This is a genomic window from Deferrisoma palaeochoriense, assembly GCF_054656955.1.
Genome location: NZ_BAAHXI010000153.1, coordinates 1 through 1,271 on the forward strand (window position 1 = coordinate 1; position 1,271 = coordinate 1,271).

Consider the following 1,271-nt stretch of genomic DNA (forward strand, 5'->3'; position numbering starts at 1 on the left):
GAGGATCGAGGGGACGTTGACAAGTTATGAAGTTGTTCGGGGCGGGTCCTCGGGTTTCAGCGGCCGGCAAGCGAGAGTGGTGATGCCGGGGATGGCGCGGTTGGACGTGTTGGGGGTGGCGCAGCACGTGATGGCCCGGGGCCTCAAGGGGGCGGCGATCTTTCGCGACGAGAAGGACCGCGAGATGTTCCTCGGGGTGACAGGCGGGACACTCCGTAGGTCCTCCGCCAATGAGAAAAATATCTAATAATTACAGCATGTTATGGTTTTGTGCGGCTTCAGGGCACACGAGTCCTTGGAACGGAAGGGCCGGCGATCCCTCTCCCTCGGCGAACCCCGGGCCTCACCGTTTTCCACGCTACGGCGCCCCATGACTATTTGAGTATTTGCTGCTGCCACGGCGTGCACCCACGTGGTGAACCGGCCAGGGTTGCCCGTGGGGAGGCCATCCGCCGTCGGGTCGCCGGATCCTCAACGCGAGAACTCCTCAGGGGCCCCCCGCGGATGTTGGTGCAGGGCGTGCCGGTCACACCTTCTCGAAGAATCGCACTCCGGGAAGGTCTTTGAAGTGGGCGTCGCAGGTTACGAGGTCGACGTGGGCTTGCTGGGCGGTGGCGTACACGATCGCGTCGGCCATGGCCAGGCGGTGGTGGGCGGCCAGGTCCGAGGCCAGGAGAGCGAGAGACGTGTCCAGGGGAACCACCGTGCCCTGCTCGGTTGCCCCGATGATCTCCAGGGCGGTCGGTTCGTCGCGTTCTCGGCAGATCCACCGGTGGAGTTCGTACTGGACGACAGTGGGAACGACGACAGATTCGGGTTGGGTGAGGAACGGTTCGAAGCGGTCGGCGAGGGCCCCGTCGGTGAGCCACTCGATCCACCCGCTCGTGTCCACGACGACGCTCAACCGCGGTCGCTCCGGTCCCGCACATCGCGGGTATCGGCTCCGCGCAGGACGCCTCGCAGATCCCGGATGTCCCGCTTCGGCACCAGACTGATGGTGTCGCCCTTGGTGACGAACACGAACTGCTGGCCCGCCTTCAACCGCAGGCGCTCTCGCACGGCTTTGGGGATGCAGATCTGGAACTTGGACGTGAGGGTGGCCGCGTGCATTGTTCTTACCTCCTTGCGATCGACACTCAAAGCGTAATGGGAAAACACCGCGACTTCAAGGTCGCCCTCCCCTTCGCCAGAACATCCGGAGACCAGCAGGGAGACGCCGGTGACTGGGGACAGCCGCCCCTTGGGGGACGTCCATGAGTATTTATGAGTAT

2 protein-coding genes and 1 pseudogene are annotated in these 1,271 nt (G+C 64.0%); 1 reads left to right on the top strand and 2 read right to left on the bottom strand.

The window, feature by feature from the left end; genetic code table 11:
• A pseudogene (locus tag ACYQ8L_RS18470) lies at positions 1-247 on the top strand (hypothetical protein); the annotation flags it as partial.
• 279 nt (positions 248-526) lie between these two features.
• Here ACYQ8L_RS18470 and ACYQ8L_RS18475 read toward each other — a convergent pair.
• Both ACYQ8L_RS18475 and ACYQ8L_RS18480 read right to left on the bottom strand, forming a co-directional pair.
• Entirely contained in the window at positions 527-904 is a 378-nt protein-coding gene (locus tag ACYQ8L_RS18475; RefSeq protein ID WP_459943292.1) for a type II toxin-antitoxin system VapC family toxin, read from the bottom strand.
• The coding region (locus ACYQ8L_RS18480; protein WP_459943293.1) for an AbrB/MazE/SpoVT family DNA-binding domain-containing protein at positions 901-1,271 on the bottom strand (371 nt) is incomplete at its 5' end. The genes ACYQ8L_RS18475 and ACYQ8L_RS18480, both read right to left, overlap by 4 nt.